The sequence below is a fragment of the Streptomyces sp. NPDC002817 genome (assembly GCF_053592055.1).
In genome coordinates, this window is record NZ_JBSFUY010000002.1 from 391,813 (window position 1) to 408,658 (window position 16,846).

14 protein-coding genes are annotated in these 16,846 nt (G+C 70.1%); 4 read left to right on the forward strand and 10 right to left on the reverse strand.

Annotated features, from left to right (window positions below):
• The first annotated feature begins 259 nt into the window (after positions 1 to 259).
• Both ACWD3I_RS04805 and ACWD3I_RS04810 read left to right on the forward strand, forming a co-directional pair.
• Positions 260 to 2,389, forward strand: a complete 2,130-nt coding sequence (locus ACWD3I_RS04805; RefSeq protein ID WP_365394162.1) for a PTS fructose transporter subunit IIABC — start codon at positions 260 to 262, stop codon at positions 2,387 to 2,389.
• A 202-nt stretch (positions 2,390 to 2,591) separates the two neighbouring features.
• Positions 2,592 to 2,843 carry a hypothetical protein gene (locus ACWD3I_RS04810; protein WP_365394161.1) on the forward strand — a complete coding sequence of 84 codons (252 nt, stop codon included), beginning with the start codon at positions 2,592 to 2,594 and terminating at the stop codon, positions 2,841 to 2,843.
• A gap of 27 nt (positions 2,844 to 2,870) precedes the next feature.
• Here ACWD3I_RS04810 and ACWD3I_RS04815 read toward each other — a convergent pair whose 3' ends face one another.
• The 4 genes from ACWD3I_RS04815 to ACWD3I_RS04830 form a co-directional block, all read right to left on the reverse strand.
• On the reverse strand, positions 2,871 to 3,635 hold the full coding sequence (locus ACWD3I_RS04815; protein WP_365394160.1) for a DUF6227 family protein: 765 nt from the start codon (positions 3,633 to 3,635) through the stop codon (positions 2,871 to 2,873).
• 245 nt (positions 3,636 to 3,880) lie between these two features.
• A complete protein-coding gene (locus tag ACWD3I_RS04820) occupies positions 3,881 to 5,101 on the reverse strand; it encodes a L,D-transpeptidase (RefSeq protein WP_365394159.1) in 1,221 nt (406 codons plus the stop codon).
• Positions 5,102 to 5,376: 275 nt separating this feature from the next.
• Positions 5,377 to 6,402, reverse strand: a complete 1,026-nt coding sequence (locus ACWD3I_RS04825; RefSeq protein WP_365394158.1) for a P1 family peptidase — start codon at positions 6,400 to 6,402, stop codon at positions 5,377 to 5,379.
• Positions 6,403 to 6,442: 40 nt separating this feature from the next.
• Positions 6,443 to 7,651 carry a low temperature requirement protein A gene (locus ACWD3I_RS04830; RefSeq protein ID WP_365394157.1) on the reverse strand — a complete coding sequence of 403 codons (1,209 nt, stop codon included), beginning with the start codon at positions 7,649 to 7,651 and terminating at the stop codon, positions 6,443 to 6,445.
• Positions 7,652 to 7,746: 95 nt separating this feature from the next.
• On the opposite strand from ACWD3I_RS04830, the gene ACWD3I_RS04835 reads away from it, so the two are divergent.
• Positions 7,747 to 7,923 (forward strand): hypothetical protein, encoded by a 177-nt coding sequence (locus ACWD3I_RS04835; RefSeq protein ID WP_365394156.1) that lies wholly within the window; start codon positions 7,747 to 7,749, stop codon positions 7,921 to 7,923.
• 43 nt (positions 7,924 to 7,966) lie between these two features.
• Here ACWD3I_RS04835 and mscL read toward each other — a convergent pair whose 3' ends face one another.
• From mscL to ACWD3I_RS04865, 6 genes are all read right to left on the reverse strand, one after another.
• The gene (mscL, locus tag ACWD3I_RS04840; RefSeq protein WP_365394155.1) at positions 7,967 to 8,440 is read right to left on the reverse strand and encodes a large conductance mechanosensitive channel protein MscL; all 474 of its coding nucleotides are present in this window, start codon (positions 8,438 to 8,440) and stop codon (positions 7,967 to 7,969) included.
• Positions 8,441 to 8,578: 138 nt separating this feature from the next.
• Positions 8,579 to 9,124 carry a CpaB family protein gene (locus tag ACWD3I_RS04845; protein ID WP_365394154.1) on the reverse strand — a complete coding sequence of 182 codons (546 nt, stop codon included), beginning with the start codon at positions 9,122 to 9,124 and terminating at the stop codon, positions 8,579 to 8,581.
• Positions 9,125 to 9,281: 157 nt separating this feature from the next.
• Complete coding sequence (locus ACWD3I_RS04850; protein ID WP_365394153.1) at positions 9,282 to 10,115, reverse strand: S-methyl-5'-thioadenosine phosphorylase; 834 nt, start codon at positions 10,113 to 10,115, stop codon at positions 9,282 to 9,284.
• 99 nt (positions 10,116 to 10,214) lie between these two features.
• Positions 10,215 to 10,520, reverse strand: coding sequence for an FmdB family zinc ribbon protein (locus tag ACWD3I_RS04855; protein WP_365394152.1), 306 nt, complete (start codon positions 10,518 to 10,520; stop codon positions 10,215 to 10,217).
• Between the two features lie 67 nt (positions 10,521 to 10,587).
• Positions 10,588 to 11,850: an MFS transporter gene (locus ACWD3I_RS04860; protein ID WP_365394151.1), complete on the reverse strand. Its 1,263-nt coding sequence runs from the start codon at positions 11,848 to 11,850 to the stop codon at positions 10,588 to 10,590.
• Between the two features lie 415 nt (positions 11,851 to 12,265).
• Positions 12,266 to 13,801, reverse strand: a complete 1,536-nt coding sequence (locus tag ACWD3I_RS04865; protein ID WP_365394150.1) for a potassium/proton antiporter — start codon at positions 13,799 to 13,801, stop codon at positions 12,266 to 12,268.
• A gap of 241 nt (positions 13,802 to 14,042) precedes the next feature.
• Between ACWD3I_RS04865 and ACWD3I_RS04870 the strand changes: the two genes are divergently transcribed.
• Positions 14,043 to 16,826 (forward strand): penicillin acylase family protein, encoded by a 2,784-nt coding sequence (locus tag ACWD3I_RS04870; RefSeq protein ID WP_365394149.1) that lies wholly within the window; start codon positions 14,043 to 14,045, stop codon positions 16,824 to 16,826.
• The last annotated feature ends 20 nt before the right edge of the window (positions 16,827 to 16,846 follow it).

Sequence of the window (16,846 nt, forward strand, 5' to 3'; positions counted from 1 at the left end):
GCGGCACAGGTACGACGGCGTCGGCGCCGATGGCGTGCGGCGCACTCCCCGATGAACCGGCCATGAAGCGGCGAGGCTCCCCGTTACTCGTCGCGGCCTGCGGGAGGCAGGGCCACCTGAGCCGCCCTGCCGCCCGGTGGGGGCGGGGCTTCCCCGGCTCCGCCCCCACCACCCCCTGTTTCCCCACCCGCACCCCCGTCCCCACCCCCGCCCTCGCCCACTTCTCCCCCCGGGCGACACGCGTGCGAAGGAGCCCGCGATGAGCGACATGATCACCGCGGACCTGGTCGATCTCGACCTGTCCGCCGACACCAAGGAAGCGGCGGCACGCGCCCTCGCCCAACGCATGGTGACCCTGGGCCGGGTGACCGACCTGGAGGGCTTCCTCGCCGACGTGGCCGCCCGCGAGGCACAGATGCCGACCGGTCTCGACGGCGGCATCGGCATCCCGCACTGCCGCAGCGAGCACGTCACCGAGCCGACGCTCGCCTTCGGCCGCAGCGCGGCCGGGATCGACTTCGGCGCACCGGACGGTCCCGCCGACCTGATCTTCCTGATCGCGGCGCCTGCCGGTGCCGACGACGCCCATCTGACGATCCTGTCCTCGCTGGCGCGACAGCTGATGAACGCCGAGTTCACCGACGCGCTGCGGTCGGTGGGGGAGGCGGCGGGTGCGGCGGCGCTGATCCGCGGGGATGCGCCGGCGGCGGACGCCGGGGGCGTGGACGCTTCCGAGGGTGGCGTCGAGGGCGCTGGCGCGGGCGGTGCTTCCGAGGGCGCGAAGAGCGCCGTGGGTGCCTCCGTGGGTGCCTCTGCAGACTCCGTGGCGGCGTCGGGGGCGGCCTCCGCCGATGCCGCCACGGGCAGCTCCTCCGGTGAGGGCGAGCGTCCCTTCCGGATCGTCGCCGTCACCTCCTGTCCGACCGGCATCGCCCACACGTACATGGCGGCCGAGTCGCTGGAGAAGGCGGGCCGCGAGGCGGGCGTCGAACTCGTCGTCGAGACGCAGGGCTCGGCCGGCTTCACCCGGCTCGACCCGGCCGTCATCGCGGCGGCGGACGGCGTGATCTTCGCCCATGACGTCCCCGTACGCGACAAGGACCGCTTCGCCGGCAAGCCGACCGTCGACGTCGGCGTGAAGGCGGGCATCAACCGTCCCGCGGAGCTGATCGGCGACGTGCGCGGCAAGGCGGCGCGTGGTGAGGTGACCGGGGCGCCCGGAACCGGCTCCACGCCCGTCGAGCGCGCGGGCGACGCCGGCGACGGCTACGGCACCAAGCTGCGCAAGTGGCTGATGACCGGCGTGAGCTACATGGTCCCGTTCGTCGCGGCCGGCGGTCTGCTGATCGCCCTCGGTTTCGCGATCGGCGGCTACCAGATCAACGAGGCCAAGCCGGTCATGGAGCACTTCGACTGGGGCCAGGTCGACAGCTGGGGCGCGCTGCTCTTCCAGATCGGCGGCGTCGCCTTCGGCTTCCTGATCCCCGTCCTCGCCGGCTACATCGCCTACGGCATGGCGGACCGGCCAGGGCTCGTGCCCGGTTTCGTCGGCGGCATGATCTCCGTCAACATCGCCGCGGGCTTCCTCGGCGGCCTGGTCGCCGGTCTGCTCGCCGGCGCGGTCGTCCTCGCCATCCAGCGGATCAAGATCCCGCCGGTGATGCGCGGCATCATGCCGGTGGTCGTGATCCCACTGGTCTCGTCGATCGCCGTCGGCTTCCTCATGTTCATCGTGATCGGCAAGCCGATCGCCGAGGCCCAGAAGGCGATGACGGACTGGCTCAACGGCCTCTCCGGCACCAACGCCATCCTCCTCGGTGTCCTCCTCGGCCTGATGATGTGCTTCGACCTGGGCGGCCCGGTCAACAAGGTCGCGTACGCCTTCGCCACCGCCGGCATCGCCGTGCAGGACCCGAGCGACTCCGCGATGAAGGTCATGGCCGCCGTGATGGCCGCCGGCATGGTGCCCCCGCTCGGCATGGCCCTCGCGACGACCGTCCGCAAGAAGCTGTTCACCACCACCGAGCGCGAGAACGGCAAGGCGGCCTGGGTCCTCGGCGCCTCCTTCATCTCCGAGGGCGCGATCCCGTTCGCCGCGGCCGACCCGTTGCGCGTCATCCCCGCCTCCATGGCGGGCGGCGCGGTCACCGGCGCGCTCACCATGGCGTTCGGCTCGACCCTGCGCGCTCCGCACGGCGGCATCTGGGTCACCTTCCTGATCGGCAAGCCGTTCCTGTACCTGCTGGCCATCGCCATCGGTACGGCGATCACGGCAGGCCTGGTCATCGTCCTCAAGGGCCTGCGCAAGACGGCCCCGGACGGCGCGGCCACCGGCTCCGACGAGTCCGCGGCGGCTCCGGCGGCGGCGAAGCAGCCCGTGGCGGCGTAAGCGGCGGGAGGCGGGGGCGGGCGTACAAGGCCTGCCCCGGCAAGGCCGGCCGGTCGCAACCCTGTCGAGACGGGGCTGCGACCGGCCGCAGCCGTTTCATCGGCCCTATGTCCCTTTGGGCGGCCGTGAGTTGTTCACGGCACCTGCGAGATACGTCACGGTCCGGGGTCAAAGTCCCCGACCGTGGTGTCTACTGGGGCGCATGCCTGAGCACGTCTCGATCTACCAGCTGACGGGCATGGCCGTCCTCGCCCTGGCGACCGTCGTCTGGGCGATCGGCCTGACCCGTGTCCTGCGCCGCAGCCGCGAGGCCGTCCTGTGGCGGACCTCCGCCGTCCTCCCGGCCCTCCCGTACCAGCGGCAGGCCGGCCCCGAGCTGGAGTCGGTCCAGCTGACTCCGGCGGAGCACGACGCGTTCGCGGGGCTGGTGCGACAGCTCAGCGACGGTCGCTGACCGAGCGCCCGGGGCGGGGCGGGAGCCTCAGGTGCGTGGAGTGCGTGACGCGACCCGCGCCGCGCGCCGCTCCATCGCATCGCGCGCCGCGTCCTCGGAGACGTACACCTCGCACATGTGCCGCCCGTCGGGCGTGGCCGTGTGCTCGACCTCCCACAGGGAGATCTCCTTGCCGTCGCGCAGCAGGAACGCGTGCTCGTAGAGCGAGAAGCACAGCCCGATCCGCCCCGCCCGGCACGGCCGTCCGAAAGCCTGCGTGATCTGGTGCGCGAACGCCGCCGTCAGCAGCGTGGCCGTCTCCGTGCCCGGCTGGTCCGGGTTCTCCGCGCGGCGCAGGAGCCGGCGCGCGTGATCCGCCGAGTCGTCGGGCACGTACGCGTGCCGGGGTGCGGGGATCGGCGACAGCTGCACCGTCACCGGCAGCTCGAAGTCCGGTGCGTCCGGCGGCAGCGGCAGCCGTGCCGTGGCGGCGCGCAGCTCCTCCTCGTCGACGTACACCTCGTGCTGCGGGACACTGCCCGGCGCGGTGTTGTGGACCAGCTCCCAGAGGGTGAGTGCCGAGCCGTCGGCGAGCAGCCAGGTGTGGCGGTACGTCTCGCGGTGCAGCCCCGCGCTGTGGTGCGCGGAGTGCAGCGAGCTGTCGTGCGCGAGCGCGCAGTCGAGTCGCCGTATCGTCTCGTCGGGCAGCTCGAAGGAGTTCAGCGCGCGGCCGAGGAGTCGCGCGAGGTGCTCCTCCGGAGACTCGGGCGACTCGCGTGGCTCGTACGCTGCTGTCTCGTACGGAACGCTCAAGGTTTCTCCCGGCGTTGCTGCATGTCACCTTGTGGGTGCATACCGTAGCCCCTCGGTCGGACATCATGTCCGGGAACCGAGAAAACGTGCGCACGGAAAACGCTCAGGCCGCGTGAGAAGTTCCCACGCGACCCGAAGATCCGTCAAAAACCGCCGGTCAGAAGGTACTTGCCGCGTCATGGCGCCCCGGGCGGCGCACCGCTTCCCGCGTGCGCCCCGGCGCTCAGCGGGCGCTCAGCGGGCGTTCATCCGGCACTTCCCGCGACCCACTCGGTCCACGACATGTTCCAGCCGTTGAGCCCGTTGTCCGGCGACACCGTCTTGTCGGGGGAGTTCTTGACGATCACGACGTCCCCGAGGACGGAGTTGTCGTAGAACCACTTGGCGTTCGTGTCGCCCTGCCCGCCCTGGACGTCCTGCAGCCCGACGCAGCCGTGACTGGTGGCCTGCCGGCCGAAGGGCGGGTTGCCCTTGTTGTACCAGTAGTTGCCGTGAATGAACGTTCCCGACTGCGTGAGCCGCATCGCGTGCGGCACATCCGGGATGTCGTAGGCGTTGGCGAGCCCGACCGTCCGGCTGTCCATACGCAGCTTCGGGAACTTCTCCGAGATCACCATCTGGCCGTTGTACGTGGTGTTCTGCGCGTCGCCCGTCGAGATCGGCACCTTCTTGAGGGTCTTCCCGTCCCGCACGACCGTCATGGTCTGGGTGTCGGCGTCGACCGTGGAGACCTGCGAGCGCCCGATCGTGAAGGTGACGGTCTTCTTCTGCACCCCGAAGACGTCGTTCGCGCCCTCGACGCCGTCCAGGTCGATCTTCATCGTGACCTTGGAGCCGGCCTTCCAGTACTCCTCGGGCCGGAAATCGATCCGCTGAGAGCCGAACCAGTGCCCGACGACCTTCTGCCCGCTGCTGGACGAGACCGTGATGTGCGACTGCACGGCCTTCTTGTCGCTGATCACCTTGTCGAAGTTGAACGACACCGGCATTCCGACGCCCACCGTCGTCCCGCTGTCCGGCGTGTACGTCCCGATGAAGCTGTTCGCCTCGCTGACCGTCGTGAAGGTCGAATCGGCTGCGGTGGTCCGCCCGTCGGAGTCCTTCGCGCTCGCCGATATCTCGTACTTCGTCCCGCGCTCCAACTGCTCCTTCGGCGTCCAACTGCCGCCGTTCGCCGAGATGAACCCCGGCACCGACTGCCCCGTCCCCGCCACGGTCATCTTCACTTCGGTCAGCTCACCGTCGCTGACCTTCACGTCCGTCGTGTTGATCGACGCCCCCGTCGAACCGTCCTTGGCCGATATGGCGATCTTCGCCTCGGACGTCTTGGCGGACTCCCCGCCCGCCTTGCCGTCGCCCTTCCCGGTGTCGGCGCCGCCCCCGCAGGCGGTGAGGGTGAGGGCGCCGACCGCCAGGACGGCACAGGCCCCGAGTGTGCGCCGCGCTGATATGTCCGGCGTTGTCACGAGCTACTCCAGGTTCGTGTGATGTGCGTGATCCGCTCCCATGCGTGGAGAAAGAGCGAATCCATGACCGGTCGGGTTCCCTCCGACAGCCATGAACGCCATCACGTGACACAACCGGGACAATCGTCCGTAGGAAATGCGCCACACCCGGGCCGGCGGGTGCCGGAGCCGCGCGCGGCGCGGTGTGTGTCCCGGGCGGGCGCGGCGGCCATGCCCTGCCTCCGCGCCCAGTGCTCCACCACCGGCCACGGACCCGACGTGCCGGTCGAGCCCCGTCACCGCCCCTCGTACAACTCCCCGTACGACGGCCACATCCCGCCCGGCCCGTCCACCGACTCGGCCGCGCGCACGGCCCGCACGATCGCGCGCGTCACCACGTCGGCGCCGGCCTCGAGCAGCGGGTTGAGCGCGAGCGGGTGCTCGTCGAGTGCCCGCTGCCCCGTCGCCAGCGTGAACACCGTGTCGCCGTCGTGCAGGAGGTGCACGGGCCGCACGGCGCGCGCGATGCCGTCGTGCGCGGTTCCGGCGAGCTTCTGCGCCTGCGCCTTCGACAGAACCGCGTCGGTGGCGACGACGGCGAGCGTGGTGTTCAGCGGAGGCGGCGCGTTCTTCGCCGTGGTCTCGGCGAGGCGCCGACGCGCGGCCTCGTGGACACGCGCCTCCGGAGAGTCGACGCGCCCCTGGAGCAACTCCCCGTAGAGGATGCCTGTTTCGGGCTCCACCACGGAGCCCGCGGCGTTGGCCACCACCAGCGCGGCGACCGTGATCCCCGAGTCGAGAACGGTGCTCGCGGTACCCACTCCGCCCTTCATCGCCCCGACCACGGCGCCCGTACCCGCGCCCACGCCCCCTTCCGGCACCACCGCACCGACCGCGCTCGCCGCGGCCGCCTCGACCGCGGCCCGGCCCGTGGCCGCATCGGGCCGGGCCCGGAAGTCGCCGCCCCGCGCCAGGTCGAAGACGCAGGCGGCGGGTACGACGGGAACGACGTGCGCCGGATCCACCCCGACGCGTACGCCGCGCCCCTGCTCCTCCAGCCACGCCATCACGCCGGACGCCGCGTCGAGCCCGTACGCGCTGCCGCCGGTCAGCACGATCGCCTCGACCTTCTGCACGACGTTGCGCGGGTCGAGGGCGTCGGTCTCCTTGGTGCCGGGGCCGCCGCCGCGCACATCCACGGCGGCGACAGCACCGCCCTCAGGGGCGAGCACAACGGTGGTACCGGTGAGCCAGCCGTCGCCGACGCGCGTCGCGTGTCCCACGCGCACGCCGGTGACGTCGGTCAGAGCGTCAACTGTCATGGGACCAGTCTCGTCCAGGCACCGGCACCGTCCCAGGAGGTCACACGACCGGAGTCGCCTCCTTGCTCTCCCGGGTCGCCCTGCGCGCCGTCAGCGTGACCCCGGTCGCCACCGCGAGCGCCGAGACGATGCCGGCCGCGAGCACGGCCCAGTCGCCCAGGAACGTGCAGAGGATCACGAGGAGTGCCGTGGTCGGCAGTACCAGTTGCTGGGCGATGCCCACCTTGAAGTGGCGCGAATGCAGGGCCCACACGGTGAGCAGGTAGAGCGCGGTCGGCAGGGTCACGGCGGCCGACGCGGCCAGCGTGGAGATGTGCGCCTTGCCCACCGCCTGCTCGACCGCGACCTCCAGGCCGGCGCCGATCGCGGCCGCCGAGGCGAAGATCACGTAGTGGCCGTAGCCCCACAGGAAGGCCTGCTTGTTGGAGCGCAGATGGCCGTGGATCGGCACGACGAAGTAGATCCACCACGCGGAGAAGATGATCAGCAGCCCACCCGCGGCGATCGGCAGCAGTTCCCCGAGCGCGTCGTTCTCGTCCACGCCCGACTTCACGGCGACGGTGGCCGCGGCGATCGTCTCGCCGAGCACGATGATGGTGAACAGGCCGTAGCGCTCGGAGATGTGGTGCGGATGCCAGGACGTGGGGAAGTCCTTCTCCGCGTACCGCGGCACGCACATCTCGAGGATCGCCATCACCAGGAACACCCAGGGCCGCCCGCCCTCGGGCAGGACCAGCAGCCCCAGCCAGCCGACGAGGCAGAGCAGTACGCCGCCGGCGTAGCGCAGAGCCATCGTTCTCTCCGGGCCCTCGCTCGATCTCGCCACGCGCAGCCACTGCGTCGACATGGCCAGCCGCATGATCACGTAGCCCAGCCAGACGACCAGGAAGTCGTGGTCCTCGAACGCCCTGGAGACGCCGGCCGCGAGCACCAGCACGCCGGCGATCTGGACCAGGGTGACGACCCGGTAGAGGACGTCGTCGTTGTCGTACGCCGAGGCGAACCAGGAGAAGTTCATCCAGGCCCACCAGATGGCGAAGAAGACCATCGCGTAGTTGAGGATCCCTTCGCCCGCGTGCGACTCGGCCACGGCGTGCACGAGTTGCACGCCCGCCTGGGCGATGGCCACGACGAAACACAGGTCGAAGAAGAGTTCCAGGGGTGAGGCGACCCGGTGGGCCTCGTCGCGGCCGCGGGCGGTGAGCCTGCCCAAGGGCGCCGGGGAGGGAGGGGAGCTGGACGACGTCATGAGTCCAAGCACAGCAGATGCGGAAGGCGCGGACCATGACCGCCGTCGGGAATGACCAGGACGGCGGTCGCCCCCCGGGGTCGTACCCTGGACGCATGAGCATCGCCCCCGACCCCGAGCCGCGCGCGCCGAAGCCGTCGCTGATCTTCGACGACCCGCTGGACCAGCAGTCCTCGGACGACACGGACCGCGGCTGGGGCGAACGACCCGGCGCCGACAGCGCGGCCGACCTGAAGCGCTTCCTCGACGAGAAGCCGCCCCACCACCTCTGACCGAGCCGCACGGCCGCCCGGCAGAGGAGGCGGGCCGTGGCCGTTACCGCTCGTCGTGCCCGGATCCCCGCTGCGCGACCAGCGCGTCGCGGATCTCCTTGAGGACCTCCAGCTCGGTCACCTCCATGACCTCCTGCGTGCCCTCCTTGGCCTTCCTGCGGGCCTCCTGCCGGGCCAGGTACTTCGACATCGGCAGGACCATCAGGAAGTAGACGACCGCCGCGGTGATCACGAAGCTGAGCGTCGCGCCGAGCACGGTGCCCCATCTGATCGGGATGCCGCTCACCACGGTGCCGTCCGCCGTCACCTTGCACGGGTCCTTCAGACACGAGCTGTAGCTGTCGAGGTTCTTGGTGCCGATCGCCCCGACCAGCGGGTTGATCACGCCTTTCACCACCGAGTTGACGACGTTGGTGAAGGCGGCGCCGATGACCACCGCTACTGCCAGATCGACGACGTTCCCGCGCATCAGGAAGGCCTTGAAGCCTTCCAAGAGGCTCGGCTTCTTCTCGCTCACCTAGGGGACTCTCCTCGCACGCACAGGTTGTGGAACAAACAGCTCCGCAACCTACGTCAACGCGAGGCGACCCTGTCCAATTGGGTAGCTCGAACGAGGGACTTGACAGCAATCCGCGCACCAGGCGGACCGCTCGGCTCAACACAGCGTCACCGCCAGTCGTGCTGTGGCGCTCGCGCCCGCGAGACGCACCGCGATCGGACGCGGCACCGAGAGCACGACCAGCGCCCCGCTCTCCACAGCACCCTCCAGGGGCTCCGGCACCTTCTTCACCCGCGCCCCGCGCGCGAGCACCTGGGCGTCGCCTCCCGTCGCCGTCGTCCCGGCGGCGATCACGTCCACCCGGTCACCGGGCCGCAACAGCAGCACCGTGGCCCCGTCGGCGATCCGCACCGGTGCCGTCACCATCTCCACGGCGCGGCGCTCCCGCACCGGCTCGACCACGGGATGTCCGCGCGCCCCGTCGGTATCGCCCGGACCGACGGCCACCAGCGCGGCCGCGGTGACCGCGAGGCCCGCCGCCACGGCCCGCCTGCGATGCCGTACGAGCCGGGCCAGTTGATACCGCCCGCCGCGTACCCGCACGGGAGCGAAGTGCGGCACCTCGCAGGTCGCGGGAGCGTCCGTGCCCGGCGGGCGCGGAGCAAGGGGGGAGAAGGGCGGGGGAGACGGAGCGAAGGACACGGGGAACCACCACCTGGCACGAGGGATCGGCTTGCAAGGCCACGATGAGGCCTCGCGCCGCCGCCCGCCGGGACAGGTGGATCACCTACCGGTTGTGGACAACTCCCTCACCCGAACGAGCAGTTCCGCCGGTGCGGGGGTGCTGTTCTCCACAGCGTCACGGCAGTTCGAACCCGGGATCCATGCCGCCCAGCGCCGTGGTGCACAGACAGTCCCGCTCCTCGTTCGCCGGCAGCGCGGCCACCGCGTCGAACAGCACTCCCCGCAGCCGGTCCACGTTCGCCGCGAACACCCGCAGCACCTCGTCGTGCGAGACGCCCTCACCGGTCTCGGCGCCCGCGTCGAGGTCCGTGACCAGGGTCAACGACGTGTAGCAGAGCTCGAGTTCACGGGCGAGCGCCGCCTCGGGGTGACCGGTCATGCCCACCACCGACCAGCCCTGCGCCCGGTGCCACAGCGATTCGGCACGCGTCGAGAAGCGCGGCCCCTCGATCACGACCAGGGTCCCGCCGTCCACCGCCTCCCAGTCCCGGCCGTGCGCGGCCTTCAGTGCGGCCGCACGCCCGACGGGGCAGTAGGGGTCGGCCAGCGACACGTGCACCACGTTGGGCACGCCGCCGCCCGGCAGCGCCAGCCCGTCGAAGTACGTCCCCACGCGGGACTTCGTACGGTCGACCAGCTGATCCGGCACGAGCAGCGTGCCCGGCCCGTACTCGGGGCGCAGCCCGCCCACCGCACACGGACCGAGGACCTGGCGTGCCCCGACCGACCGCAGCGCCCACAGGTTGGCGCGGTAGTTGATCCGGTGCGGCGGCAGATGGTGTCCGCGTCCGTGCCGGGGCAGGAAGGCGACCCGACGGCCCGCTATCTCACCGAGGAACAGGGAGTCACTGGGCGGTCCGTACGGGGTGTCCACCTGGATCTCGGTCACGTCGTCGAGGAACGAGTAGAAGCCCGAGCCGCCGATTACGCCGATCTCTGCGTTCGCCATGACCCGCACACTAGCTGGCCCCAGCAGCGGGCAGAGAAGAGCTCCGGAAACACCGAGAACCCTGTCGTCGTACGACGACAGGGTCCCGTGAGTGCGTCCTTAAGCGGCAGAGGTGCTGCTGGAGGAGGTGCCGGTGCTCGACGACTTCGAGTCCGAGGACGACGACGTCGAGGTGGACGGAGAGGACGTCGACGGCTTCGACGACGCCGGCGAGGTGCTCGACGAGGAGCCGCGGCTGTCGTTGCGGTAGAAGCCGGAGCCCTTGAAGACGATGCCGACTGCGGAGAACACCTTCTTGAGGCGGCCCTGGCAGTTGGGGCACTCGGTCAGAGCGTCGTCGGTGAACTTCTGCACCGCCTCGAGGCCCTCGCCGCACTCGGTGCACTGGTACTGGTAGGTCGGCACTGTCTTCCTCCTGGCACTCTCACTCAATGAGTGCTAACGAGGGTCCATAGTGACGTATTCCCGAGGATCAGTCCACCGCCACCGGCACGCGGTGACCGACGCCACGTGCGACGGTCCGGGTCCGGGGGCGCGTCGTCAGGCGTGATCGGAGGGCCAGCAGGGTCGCCAGGGCGAGCAGTGTGCCGACCATCGGGACGAGGAACCCTGCACCGTTCCAGAAGCGGTCCTCCAGCTGTCCGGCAGCCGTGACGGCGGCCGCCTGGCCGAGCGCCACCGCGCCGGTCAGCCAGGTGAAGGCCTCGGTACGGGCACCGGCCGGCACCAGGCTCTCCACCAGCGTGTAGCCGGTGATCAGCGCGGGCGCGATGCACATGCCGACCAGGAGGCCGAGCCCGGCGAGCGCGAGCACCGAGTGCGCGGCCCACAGTCCGGAGGCCACCAGCGCGAGCGCGCCGTACCCGACCACGAGTCGCTGCTGCGGAGCCACCCTCCACGCGATGGCGCCGCAGACGATCCCGGAGAGCATGTTGCCCGCGGCGAAGACGCCGTACAGGACACCGTTCAGACCGGGCTCACCGATCGACTCGGTGAACGCGGCCAGCGAGACCTGCATACCGCCGAAGACGGAGCCGATGCCGAGGAACGTCACGATGAGCACGCGCACGCCGGGCACACGCAGCGCGGAGCCGTGCTCCACGCGCGCGTGCCTGTCGAGGGTGACCAGCGGCTGCGTGCTCTTCTGTGCGGCGAACAGCAGACCGCCGAGCAGGGTCAGTGCCGACTCCGTCAGCAGGCCCGCGGCCGGGTCGACGGTGGTGCACAGAGCGGTGGCCACCAGCGGGCCGAAGACGAACGTCAGCTCGTCCGTGACGGACTCGAACGCCGCCGCGGTGGTCATGAGGGGCGAGCCCTGGAGCCTCACGCCCCAGCGGGCGCGCACCATCGGACCGACCTGCGGCACCGAGGCGCCGGTGGGGACGGCCGCCGCGAACAGCGCCCACAGGGGCGCGTGCGAGAGCGCGAGTGCCGTCAGTGTCAGACCCGACGCCGTGTGCACGAGTACACCGGGGATCAGTACGGCGCGCTGTCCGTGGCGGTCGGCGAGGCGCCCGCTGTAGGGCGCGAAGAGTGCCATGGAGACGCCGGTGACGGCCGCGGCGGCGCCCGCCGCGCCGTACGAGCCGGTGGTGTGCTGCACGAGCAGCACGATGGAGATCGTCAGCATCGCGAACGGCTGACGCGCCGCGAAGCCGGGGAGCAGGAACGTCCAGGCGCCGCGGGTGCGCAGCAGCTGCCCGTATCCCGGGCGTGCGGTGACCGTGGATGCCACGGCCCGTGCCTTTCTGCCGCCTGGTAGCGCGCCTGTGCGGGGGCGCCGAGAGCTGTCCTCTTGCGCGCACTGCGGTAGATACCGGGCCCACTGCGGAGGGGCGTTTCGGCCGCCATACGGTCGCGCCAGCAATGCGTCAGGCAGAGTTGGTTCGATCAGAATGCGCCTTCATCGTACAGGGATCAACGCCTGGTGCGCCTGTGAAAACGAGCACCATGAGCCTTGTTCACCTGCGATTATCGGGGGTGTGAACCGTGCGAAACGCGCCCTTAACGACATCCTTCAACGACACCGGGCGTCGTGGAGCGCGCGGCGCACATCGAGATCGTGCGCCCCTGTACAAGCCGCGCGCGCCCCCTTGGCACGCGCTGCCCGGCGCACCCGCGCCCCCACCTCCGGGGCCACGCCGCCCCGGTCAGCGCCGCGGTGTCTCCCCGTTCGTGCCCAGCCACCCGGCCAGCTTTCCGCCGTGCCCCACCGCACGCAGCCGCCGCTCCGCCGCGTCCCGCACGGGATCCGTGGCGACCACCAGCAGCTCGTCCCCGCGCCGCAGCACCGTCGTGGGCAGCGGAACGAACGATTTTCCATCGCGGACGACGAGGGTGACGGCGGCCCCGGCCGGCAGCCGCAGCTCGTTGACCTCGACGCCGTGCATCTTCGAGCCGTCGGGGATCGCGACGGACAGCAGGTGCCCGCGCAGCCGCTCCAGAGGCGCCGACTCGATGCCGAGGTCGGCCGCCTCCGTGTCTCCGCCCAGCCGCAGCTGGCGGGCGAGCCAGGGCAGCGTCGGCCCTTGGACCAGGGTGTAGACGACGACCAGGACGAAGACGATGTTGAAGATGCGGCGGCTGCCGTCGACGCCGTTCACCATGGGGATCGTCGCCAGGATGATGGGCACGGCGCCGCGCAGCCCGGCCCAGGACATGAGGGTCTGCTCCTGCCAGGGCACCCGGAACGGCGTCAGGCACAGCACGACGCTCAGCGGGCGCGCGACCATGGTCAGCACCAGGCCGATGACTAGGGCGGGCCACACGTCGTCGCCGAGCTCGTGCGGGGTGACGAGCAGGCCGAGCAGGACGAACATGCCGATCTGGGCGATCCAGCCGAGCCCTTCGGCGAAACCGCGTGTGGCGGGCCAGTGCGGCAGCTTGGCGTTGCCCAGCACCATCGAGGCGAGGTAGACGGCGAGGAAGCCGCTGCCGTGCGCCAGCGCGCCGGCCGCGTACGCCATCACGGCGATCGCCATGACGGCGATCGGGTAGAGGCCGGAGGCGGGCAAGGCCACGTGTCTGAGGCCCCAGGAGCCCAGCCAGCCGACCGCGATGCCGATGGCGGCGCCGATGGCCAGTTCCAGCGTTATCTCGCCGATCAGTGCGTACCAGTGCTCGACCGGTCCCGCCGTGGAGAAGGCGACGACCAGGATGACCACCGGGGCGTCGTTGAAGCCGGACTCGGCCTCCAGCGTGCCCGTCACGCGCGCGGGGAGGGGGAGCTTGCGCAGCACCGAGAAGACCGCCGCCGCGTCCGTCGAGGACACGACCGCCCCGATGATGAGCGCCTGGCGCCACTCCAGCCCGATGAGATAGTGCGCGGCTGACGCCGTGATCCCGACGCTCACCGCGACCCCGACCAGCGCCAGCGCGGTGGCGGACGGCAGCGCGGGCTTGATCTCCTTCCACTTCGTGCCCAGTCCGCCCTCGGCCAGGATCACGACCAGGGCCGCGTATCCGATGACCTGGGTCAGCTCGGCGTTGTCGAAGTGGATGTCGCCGACGCCGTCCTGGCCCATGGCGACGCCGATGCCCAGATATACGAGCAGGCTGGGGAGCCCGCTGCGCGAGGAGATCCGGACCGCTGCGACGGCGACCAAGAGGACGAGCGAGCAGACGAGCAGAAGCTGGTTGAGGTCGTGGACGGTCAGCGGCTGTTCCCTTCCCTGGCTCACGGGCATCACGCGCGCGTGGGCTCACGTACATAGGACACGAAGAGGTGGGCCTCCGCATCCAAGTACTTCGTTACCTTACCTAACTCTTGACGATTTCTTGACACTCCTGAGGCAAGATCGAACGTCCGTCCGCGCTGGTTCCCGACTCCGCGTCAAGTGGCGACGGGCCCTGCGCCTATGGTTGCTCCAGCGCTCATTCAAAGTCACAGCCCCGCCTGCCGCTCGCGTTAGGACAGCAAGGACAGCGATGCCCCCCAACACCACCGCCTCATCGGGTCAGAAGCCCGGCAAGTCCGGCAGGAAAAAGGGGCGCAAAGCCCGTCTGATCGTCCTCGTCCTGGTACTGGCCATCATCGGCGGCGTCGCCTACGGGGCGTACTGGTCGATCAGCACCGTCCGTGCCTCCTTCCCTCAGACCAAGGGTTCGATCACGCTCGAGGGCCTGTCCGGACCGGTCGACGTGAAGCGCGACGGCTACGGCATCCCGCAGATCTACGCCTCCTCCGACGAGGACCTGTTCATGGCGCAGGGCTACGTCCAGGCGCAGGACCGGTTCTACGAGATGGACGTGCGCCGCCACATGACCTCCGGGCGCCTGTCGGAGATGTTCGGCAAGAGCCAGGTCAAGAACGACGAGTTCCTGCGCACGCTCGGCTGGGACCGGGTCGCGAAGAAGGAGTACGACACCAAGCTGTCGGCCTCCACCAAGAAGTACCTCCAGGCGTACGCCAAGGGAGTCAACGCCTACCTGCAGGGCAAGGACGGCGAGGAGATCTCCCTCGAGTACGCGGCGCTGGGCTTCGTCAACGACTACAAGCCCGAGCAGTGGACCCCGGTCGACTCGGTGTCATGGCTCAAGGCGATGGCCTGGGACCTGCGCGGCAACATGCAGGACGAGATCGACCGCGCCCTGCTCACCAGCCGCCTCGGCCCCAAGCAGATCGAGGACCTGTACCCGGGCTACCCGTACGGCCGCAACAAGGCGATCGTCCAGGAGGGCCAGTACGACGAGCTGACGAAGACGTTCGAGCAGGGCAGCAGCACCTCGGGCACGGGGACAGCCACAGGCACCGGCACCGGAACTTCCACGAGCGGCACCGCGGGCACCGCGTCCGCCTCGGGCACCACCGCTCTCACGAGCCAGCTCTCGGGCCTCTACGGGGTCCTGGAGGACCTGCCCGCGGCCGTCGGCGTGAACGGCAACGGCATCGGCTCGAACTCCTGGGTCGTCGCGGGCTCGCACACCATCACCGGCAAGCCGCTGCTGGCCAACGACCCGCACCTGTCGGCCTCGCTGCCGTCCGTCTGGTACCAGATGGGCCTGCACTGCCGCACTGTCTCCAGCAAGTGCCAGTACGACGTCTCCGGCTACACCTTCGCGGGCATGCCCGGCGTCGTCATCGGCCACAACCAGGACATCTCCTGGGGCATGACCAACTCCGGCGTCGACGTCACCGACCTCTACCTGGAGAAGCTGAGCAGCAACGGCTACCTCTACGACGACAAGGTGAAGCCCTTCACCACGCGCGAGGAGACCATCAAGGTCGCCGGCGGCGAGTCCAAGACGATCGTCGTCCGTGAGACCAACAACGGCCCCCTGCTGTCCGACCGCAACGACGAACTGGTCAAGGTCGGCAAGAAGGCCACCGTCGACACCGCCGCACCCGACCGCGGCGATGGCTACGGCATCTCCCTGCGCTGGACCGCCCTGGACCCGGGCACCTCCATGGACGCCGTGTTCGCGATGGACAAGGCGACGAACTGGAACGACTTCCGTGCGGCCGCGACCCTGTTCGACGTGCCGTCGCAGAACCTGGTCTACGCCGACACCGAGAACCACATCGGCTACACCCTTCCCGGGAAGATCCCCACGCGCGCGCAGGGCGTGGACGGCTCGATCCCGCAGCCCGGCTGGGACTCCAAGTACCGCTGGACCGGTTACATCCCGCAGGACCAGCTCCCCTACGAGTACGACCCCGCGCGCGGGTACATCGTCACCGCCAACCAGGCCGTGATCGACAAGGACAAGTACCCCTACACGCTCACCACCGACTGGGGTTATGGCGCCCGCAGCCAGCGCATCACCGACCTGATCAAGTCGAAGATCGACGACGGCGGCAAGATCTCCACCGACGACATGCGCCAGATGCAGCTGGACAACAGCAGCGAGATCGCCAAGCTGCTCGTGCCCAAGCTGCTGAAGATCGACATCGAGGACAAGGACGTCCGCGAGGCGCAGAAGCTGCTGGAGGGCTGGGACTACACCCAGGACGCCGACTCGGCGGCCGCCGCCTACTTCAACTCGGTCTGGCGCAACATCCTCAAGCTCGCCTTCGGCAACAAGCTGCCCAAGGAGCTGCGGGTCAAGGGCCAGTGCCTGTGGGTCGACCCCGTCAGCACCACCGGCCCCGCCGACGAGACGGAGAAGGTCCGCGAGTGCGGCCAGCGTGACGCCGACGAGGCGCAGCCGGACGGCGGCGACCGCTGGTTCGAGGTGGTGCGCAACCTCATGGAGGACGAGAAGAGCGACTGGTGGAAGACGCCCGCCGGTGTGGGGGACCGCCCCAAGGCGGAGAACCGTGACCAGCTGTTCAAGCGCGCCATGATCGACGCCCGCTGGGAGCTCACCGCCAAGCTCGGCAAGGACATCGACACCTGGAGCTGGGGCCGGTTGCACCGCCTGTTCCTGAAGAACCAGACGCTCGGCACCGACGGCCCCGGCATCGTGCGATACGTCCTCAACCGCGGTCCCTGGAAGCTCAGCGGCGGCGAGGCCACCGTCAACGCGACCGGCTGGAACGCGGCCGGCGGCTACGGCGTCATCTGGGTGCCGTCGATGCGGATGGTGGTCAACCTCGGCGACCTCGACAAGTCCAAGTGGATCAACCTCACCGGAGCCTCCGGGCACGCCTACAGCGCCCACTACACCGACCAGACGGGCAAGTGGGTCAAGGGTGAACTGCTGGACTGGTCCTTCTCGAAGGACGCGGTCGACAAGAACACGAGCGACACACTGGTACTGAAACCGTGAGCCACTGACGGCGAATCGTC

Excerpts from the sequence above, each read along its gene's own strand:
- ACWD3I_RS04865 (WP_365394150.1), bottom strand. The coding sequence starts at position 13,801 with ATGCCCGTGAGCCAGGGAAGGGAACAGCCGCTGACCGTCCACGACCTC.
- ACWD3I_RS04830 (WP_365394157.1), bottom strand. The coding sequence starts at position 7,651 with ATGACGTCGTCCAGCTCCCCTCCCTCCCCGGCGCCCTTGGGCAGGCTC.
- ACWD3I_RS04835 (WP_365394156.1), top strand. The coding sequence starts at position 7,747 with ATGAGCATCGCCCCCGACCCCGAGCCGCGCGCGCCGAAGCCGTCGCTG.
- ACWD3I_RS04810 (WP_365394161.1), top strand. The coding sequence starts at position 2,592 with ATGCCTGAGCACGTCTCGATCTACCAGCTGACGGGCATGGCCGTCCTC.
- ACWD3I_RS04850 (WP_365394153.1), bottom strand. The coding sequence starts at position 10,115 with ATGGCGAACGCAGAGATCGGCGTAATCGGCGGCTCGGGCTTCTACTCG.
- ACWD3I_RS04825 (WP_365394158.1), bottom strand. The coding sequence starts at position 6,402 with ATGACAGTTGACGCTCTGACCGACGTCACCGGCGTGCGCGTGGGACAC.
- ACWD3I_RS04870 (WP_365394149.1), top strand. The coding sequence starts at position 14,043 with ATGCCCCCCAACACCACCGCCTCATCGGGTCAGAAGCCCGGCAAGTCC.
- ACWD3I_RS04805 (WP_365394162.1), top strand. The coding sequence starts at position 260 with ATGAGCGACATGATCACCGCGGACCTGGTCGATCTCGACCTGTCCGCC.